At 75.0% G+C, this 5,900-nt stretch carries 6 protein-coding genes; all 6 read left to right on the top strand.

Annotation, left to right across the window (positions count from 1 at the left end; all coding sequences use genetic code 11):
• The first annotated feature begins 224 nt into the window (after positions 1 to 224).
• Positions 225 to 902 carry a ScbR family autoregulator-binding transcription factor gene (locus tag OTB16_RS38945; protein WP_267727659.1) on the top strand — a complete coding sequence of 226 codons (678 nt, stop codon included), beginning with the start codon at positions 225 to 227 and terminating at the stop codon, positions 900 to 902.
• Positions 903 to 1,242: 340 nt separating this feature from the next.
• Positions 1,243 to 2,181: a TetR family transcriptional regulator gene (locus OTB16_RS39790; protein ID WP_420717888.1), complete on the top strand. Its 939-nt coding sequence runs from the start codon at positions 1,243 to 1,245 to the stop codon at positions 2,179 to 2,181.
• Positions 2,182 to 2,755: 574 nt separating this feature from the next.
• Positions 2,756 to 3,622 (top strand): AfsR/SARP family transcriptional regulator, encoded by an 867-nt coding sequence (locus OTB16_RS38935; RefSeq protein WP_267727657.1) that lies wholly within the window; start codon positions 2,756 to 2,758, stop codon positions 3,620 to 3,622.
• Between the two features lie 84 nt (positions 3,623 to 3,706).
• Positions 3,707 to 4,606, top strand: coding sequence for a ScbR family autoregulator-binding transcription factor (locus OTB16_RS38930; RefSeq protein WP_267727655.1), 900 nt, complete (start codon positions 3,707 to 3,709; stop codon positions 4,604 to 4,606).
• 9 nt (positions 4,607 to 4,615) lie between these two features.
• Positions 4,616 to 4,822: a hypothetical protein gene (locus tag OTB16_RS38925; RefSeq protein WP_267727653.1), complete on the top strand. Its 207-nt coding sequence runs from the start codon at positions 4,616 to 4,618 to the stop codon at positions 4,820 to 4,822.
• Between the two features lie 466 nt (positions 4,823 to 5,288).
• On the top strand, positions 5,289 to 5,900 hold a 612-nt coding region (locus OTB16_RS38920; RefSeq protein WP_267727651.1), incomplete at its 3' end, for an AfsR/SARP family transcriptional regulator.

The raw sequence follows: 5,900 nt of genomic DNA, 5'->3' as shown, positions 1-5,900 counted from the left end.
CCGTGCGCGCGGCGCGCTTCCCCCGGCTCTGGGACCGCTTCAGGGGCTGATCGGCGGACGCTGATCAGGGTGGCTGGTCGGCGGGGGTGGTGGCGCGGGGGTGGTGTCCGGGGGGCCGTCGGGGGCCGCTTGATAAAATACGGACCTTCTGGTTGGTTTTAGTGAGGGTGGCCGATCCGGTATGCGGGTCGGGCGGGTACGAGCCCTCGGACAACGGAGGCACCGTGGCACGGCAGGAGCGTGCGGTACGTACGCGTCGCGCGATCTTGGAGGCGGCGGCGTCGGTCTTCGACGAGCGTGGCTATGACGCGGCCACCATCGCCGACATCCTCTCCCGGGCGGGTGTCACCAAGGGTGCCCTGTACTTCCACTTCGCCTCCAAGCAGGAGCTGGCGCAGGGTGTCCTGGACGAGCAGTTCGCCGAGGGCGGGGTGCCGCACCGGGAGAGCAAGCTGCAGGAACTCGTGGACGTGGCGATGGTGCTGGCGTACCGGATGAAGCGCGAGCCGATGCTCAGTGCCGGGGCGCGGCTCTCGCTGGGGCCGGGGATGCGGGAGATCTTCGGCGGGGGGTCGGTGCCGGGCTGGATCGAGTTCACGCGGACCCTGCTGTGCCGGGCGAAGGAGCAGGGCGAGCTGCTGCCGCACGTGGACCCGGCCGAGACGGCGTGGATCCTTTCGGCCTGCTGGACGGGCGTGCAGATCTACTCCCAGACCCTCAACGACCGTACGGACATCGAGGAGCGGGTGGCGGCCGTCTACCAGCACATCTGCCCGAGCATCGCGACGCCCGCGATGCTCGCGCGGCTCGACATCGCCCCCGACCGGGGGCAGCGGGTGACCGCGGAGATGGGACCGGGGCCGGGGCGGCCGGTGCAGGAGCACGATCCGGCGTTCTCCTGAGCCCGCTCCCGCCACCCCGCCCGGGCCGCTCCCGCCACCCCGCCCGGGCCGGTACCGCGCCGCACCGGTGGTGTCCCCGCCGCACCTCCGCTGCCGTCGTGCTCCGGGTGCGGGACGCCGGTTCGCTCCAGCGGTACGGGCCGCTCCGCCGGTACGGGAGGTGCGGGCGGTACGGGAGGCGCGGGCCGGGGTGGCCGGGCGGGGCCGGGGCGGCGGGTTCCGGCCGGGCGGGCGGCGGCTCCAGCGGGACGCGAGCCGGGCTCCGGTGCGGCCGCAGACTGTGACCGCGAAGATCTTGTACCCCCTGAGGCAAACCGCGTTGGCGGTTTGTGGAGACTCCATGGCGAAGCAGGAGCGTGCGGCCCGCACGCGGGAATCTCTGGTCCGCGCGGCCGCGGAGGTGTTCGCCGAGCAGGGGTTCGTCACCGCCTCGATCGCGGTGATCAGCCGCCGGGCCGGGGTGAGCGCCGGCGGTCTGCACTTCCATTTCGAGAGCAAGACCGCGCTCGCCCAGGCCGTCGAGGACCGGGCGGCCGAGGCCCTGCGGCAGATCACCGCAGGCCGGCAGGCCTTCACCCGCATGCCCGGCACGCCTGTTGAGCCTGGTGAGCCCAGCGCGCCCGGTACGGCGGGTGAGCCTGGTGTGCCCCGCGTGCCCGGTGTGGCTGGTCTGCCGGGGGCGGCGGCTGAGCCGGAACTGCCGGGGGCACCGGGTGCGTCCGGTGTGGCGGGTCTGCCGGGTTCCCCCGGGGTGATGGGCGGGCGGGGCGTGGAGGGTGTGTCCGGTGCGGCGGGTGTGCCGGGTGCGGCGGGTGTGGCTGGCGGAGGTGGTGCGGGGCGGTGCGGGGGGTCTGCGGGTCCGAACTCCCTTCAGGTGCTGGTGGATTCCACGCACGCGCTGATGGCGCTGCTCGCGGGGGATGTGGTGGTGCGGGCCGGGTACGGGCTGTGCGCGGATGCCTCCCGCAGGAGCGGGGTCGATCTGCGGCGGCAGTGGACGCTGTGGGTCCAGGAGGCGGTGGGGGCCGCGGCGCGGGAGGGGGCCCTGGCCGAGGGGGTCTGCGCGCGGGACGCGGCGAGTGCGGTGGTGGCCTCGACGGTGGGGCTGGAAGTCCTGGGCGCCGGCGAGCGGGACTGGGTCGCGCCCCATACCCTCACCCGGTTCTGGGCGTTGATGCTGCCGCGGCTCGCGGCGGCCGGAACCCTGGACGCGCTGCTGCCCCAGGGATCGGCGGCCGGACCCGCCGAGGGCGGCCCCCGGCCCCCGGAGCCGGTCTAGGAGCCGTCGCCGGACCCCCGTCCCTGCCGTTGCGGTGTCCCGCGCGCGCCGCGCGGGCCGCCCGAGTGCGTCCGAGTGCGTCCGGAACGGGTACCGCCCTCCGCCTTGCCGGCGCACGCACCGGACACCGCACCCCCCGGGTGGGCGGAGCGGCTTCCGCGACACCCCCACTGGAGCCCCACCGCAGCCTCTCCCCGGCCGTGCTCCGCGCCGTGCCGCGCACGGGCCTTCGCCCTGCCCCCGCCGTGTGCCGTCGGCGGGGCGTCTCGCCCCTGCTCCGCCGTGCCCGTCCGGGCGGCCGCTGCGGGAGTGCCACGACCCCAGAGAACAGACCAAGTGGTCTCTTTGCGGTGGGGGCTGAGGTGGCTCCCCGGCCCGCGTTGAGGGGCCGTCGAGGAGGTCGGGCCGCACCGCCGGCAGCCGTAAACAGGTGAACTCGCAGCTCAGGGAACATACTTGAGCGGTGGTGGCGTACCGCTGGTCTCCAAAACAGCACGACCGGTTTGATATTGACAAACCGTCGGTCCTGTTTTCTACTGGCGGTGCGACTCATCCAAGGACAGGGGAGTACGGCGTGGACATCGATGTACTCGGCGCGTTGGCTGTGCGGGAGAACGGACTCTCCATCACGCCGACCGCCCCCAAGCCCCGGCAGGTCCTGGCCCTCCTGGCCCTCCATGCCGATCAGGTGGTACCCGTGTCGGCCCTGATAGAGGAGCTGTGGGCGGGTGAACCGCCGCGCAGCGCGCGTACGACGCTCCAGACGTACGTCCTTCAGTTACGCGCCCTCATCGCGACCGCCCTGGAACACGGCCCGGCCGGCGCCGGCCCGGACGCTCCGGCGCGGACCGCGAAGGACGTCCTGGTCACCCTGCCCGGCGGCTACCTCCTCAGCAGCGGCGGCGGCACCCTGGACGTGCGGGAGTTCGACCGGCTCGCCGGTACCGGCTACCGGGCCATGGACGCCGGGGACTTCGCCGGCGCGGCCCGGCTGCTGCGCGATGCGCTGGCCCTGTGGTCCGGGCCCGCCTTCGCCGACGTGACCGGCGGGGTCCAGCTCGACATGGAGACCCGGCGGCTGGAGGAGACCCGTCTGTGCGCCCTGGACCAGCGCATCGAGGCCGACCTGCGGCTGGGCCGCCACCGCGAGCTCCTGGCCGAGCTGACGGTCCTGGCCAGCCGCTACCGCACCCACGAGAACCTGCACGGGCAGTTCATGCTCGCCCTGCACCGCTCGGGCCGCCGCGGCGAGGCACTGGACGTGTACCAGCGGCTGCGCGGCACGCTCGTGCGGGAACTGGGCCTGGAGCCGTCGGTGGCACTGCGCCGCCTGCAGCGCTCCATCCTGATGGCAGGCCCCGAAAGCCTCGCCGAGGCCGGGTCAGGGCCCGGGTCCGGGTCCGTGGCGGATTCCGGGGGCGAGCGGCTCGTACGGGTCTGAGGCCCCCCAGGGGCCCAGGGCCTTGGGCCTTGGATGCCGCGGGGCCCGCGGGGCCCGCTGTCGGTGGTGAGAGGAGACGGCTCGGTGCAGGAAAGGTCGGAGCGGACCCGTAGGCGGCTGGTCTACGCCGGGGCCGAGATGTTCCACCGCAACGGCTACGCCAACGCGACGCTGGGAGAGATCGCGAGCGCGGCCGGGGTGACGAAAGGGGCGCTGTACTTCCACTTCGCCTCCAAGGACGAACTCGCCGAAGCCGTGCAACAGCGCGGGTGCGCGCTGCTGCACGACTCCGTACGGGCCCTGCGCGAGGCCGGGACCCCGCCCCTGCAGGCACTGATCGACACCACGCACTGGCTGGCGTGGACGCTCCACGCGGACCCGGCCGTCGCGGCGAGCTTCCGGATCACCAAGGAATGCGGCCCGCCGCCCCGGGGACCGGCCGGCACCCGGCCCGCCGTGGTCGACTTCCACGCCGCCTGGATCTCCGCCGTCTCCACCCTGCTGCGCCTGGCACGCGACGCGGGCGAACTCCGCGCCCAGGGCCGCGCATGGGACAGCGCGCAGGCACTGGTGGTCGCCGCCGCGTGCGGGATCGAGGTCATGTCCGGCACCGGAATGCCCTACGGGGAACTCCAGCGGAAGGTGACGGCACTGTGGGCCCTGCTGCTGCCCGCCCTCGTGGCCGAGGGCAGGGCACGGGAGTACCGGACACAGGCCGCGGCCGCCATGGACGCCGAACACACCGCGGGCACAGGGCACACCGCGGGCACCGGACCCGCCGCGGGCACCGGACCCGCCGACCGGACCGCCCCGCCCCGGTGCCCTGAACCCGCCCCGCTCCCCGGCGACGGCGACGGTGGCGGCAACGGAAGCGGCGACGGTGAGGGTGCCGGTGACGGTGACGACAGCGCCGCCCGGGACGCCGTTCGGGACGGTGCCGGGGAGGGTGCTCGGGACACGGAGACCGTGCGGAGCAGCCGGTGACCGGTGACCGTGAGCGGTAAGGCCGTGGTGCCGCTGTGGGCGGCACCACTGGGCAGCGCCGCGCCGGGCGCCGGCCCGCGCGGTGTCACGGGCAACCCGGCGGCCGGCGCGGACGCCGCGGGCCCGGCCGGCGCCGGCGCCCCGGCCCACGGGGACGTACTGCCCGAGGGCACCGCGACGCCCGCGCCCGCCGCCGCCCCGGCCGCACCCCGGTAGCCTCCCGGCCGTCCTCCCCCCGGCCCGGGCGCCGGCACGGCCCCCGCGCACCCGCCCGCCACCCCGCACCCCGCCCGCCACCCCGCCTGCGCGCCTGCCGTGCCCGCCCGGCCTGCCGTGCCGTCGTGGTCCCGTACCGCCGCACTCTCCCCCTGTCGCTTGCCCGTTCGTGCCGGTGCGTGCCCGGGGGCCGGGTTTCGCGGGGCGGTGAGGGGGTCTGGGTACGGCGGCCGGCGTGACCGTACCCGGGGCCGTGTCGTGGAGGCGGGCTCGAAGGGGGCTCGAGGATCCGGTGACACCGGCCGGGGCTCGCTACCGTGCCCGGACCGAACGCACACACCGAACGCACACACCGAACGCACACAGCGGGCGCGGACACCGGGTGCCGGGTGTCGGGTGCCGGGCGCGGACACCGGACACCGGGCGCCCGGCGACGAGGGGAACGCGACGACTTGCGGAGGAGACCGTGAAGATACAGGTGCTGGGTCCGTTGAGTGCCGAGGTCAACGGGGGTTCGATCGTTCCGAGTGCCCGCAAGCCGCGGCAGATCCTCACCCTCCTCGCGCTGTACCCGGGGCGGATGGTGCCGGTGCCCACCCTCATGGAGGAGATCTGGGGCACCGGACTGCCGCAGAGCGCGCTGACGACCCTGCAGACGTACATCCTCCAGCTCCGCCGCCGGCTGGGCACCGCGATGGGCCCGGGCGGGCCCGGCGGCGCGAAGGAGGTCCTGGCCACCCGGCACGGCGGCTATCTGCTGCAGATCCCGCCGGAGTCGGTGGACGTGTACGAGTACGAGCGTCTCGTCGTGCGGGGCCACGACCTGGTGGAGCGGGGCGACGACGAGGGCGCGGCGGCGGCGCTGCGCGCGGCGCTCGCGCTGTGGCAGGGGCCGGCACTGGTCGACGTGCGCCTGGGCCCGGTCCTGGAGATCGAGGTGATGCGGCTGCGGGAAAGCCGCCTGGTGACGGTCGAGCGGCGCATCGACGCCGATCTGCGGCTGGGCCGGCACAGCGAACTCCTGGCCGAACTCGCCGACCTGACGGCCCGCCACCCCCAGCACGAGGGCCTCCACTCA

The organism is Streptomyces antarcticus (genome assembly GCF_026627255.1).
Classification (GTDB): domain Bacteria; phylum Actinomycetota; class Actinomycetes; order Streptomycetales; family Streptomycetaceae; genus Streptomyces; species Streptomyces antarcticus.
This window is presented reverse-complemented; position numbering and strand designations above follow the sequence as displayed.